At 67.1% G+C, this 516-nt stretch carries 1 pseudogene; it reads right to left on the bottom strand.

Annotated features, from left to right (window positions below):
• A pseudogene (locus GTP77_RS29860) lies at positions 1-516 on the bottom strand (heme utilization protein); the annotation flags it as partial.

Consider the following 516-nt stretch of genomic DNA (forward strand, 5'->3'; position numbering starts at 1 on the left):
TGGTCAACGCGGCAACTTGCGTGGCCGACAGGTTGGCCACCTGGTCGGTGGTCAGCACGGCGACTTGCGCGGTGCGCAGGCCGGCGATGGCGGCGGTCGTGAGGCCGCGCAGGTCATTGGTCTCGATAGCGGCGATGCCTTCGGTGCTCAGGGCAGCCACTTGCAGCGCGTTCATCGCGGCGAACTGGTGCGAGCCCAGCGCGACAACCTGATTGCTCTTCAGGCCGTTGGCGATGCCAGAGGTGCTCAACGCGCCGATGGCGGCCGAGTTCAAGGACGCAACCTGGTCGGTCGACAGCGCGGTGATCTGCGTCGAGCTCAGGGTCGAGATGATGCTGGTGCCAATCGCCGCCAGATCACGCGTTTCAATTGCGCGGATGGCGTCGGTGCCCAGGCCGGCAGCCTGGCTGCTGACCAGGGCAGCCACTTGCGTGGTGCTCAGGGCGACAACCTGGTCGGTGGTCAGTGCGCCAACCTGGCTGCTGCTCAGGGCGCGGATGGCGGCGGTTTTCAGCG

The sequence above is a fragment of the Pseudoduganella aquatica genome, assembly GCF_009857595.1.
Lineage (GTDB): Bacteria > Pseudomonadota > Gammaproteobacteria > Burkholderiales > Burkholderiaceae_D > Rugamonas > Rugamonas aquatica_A.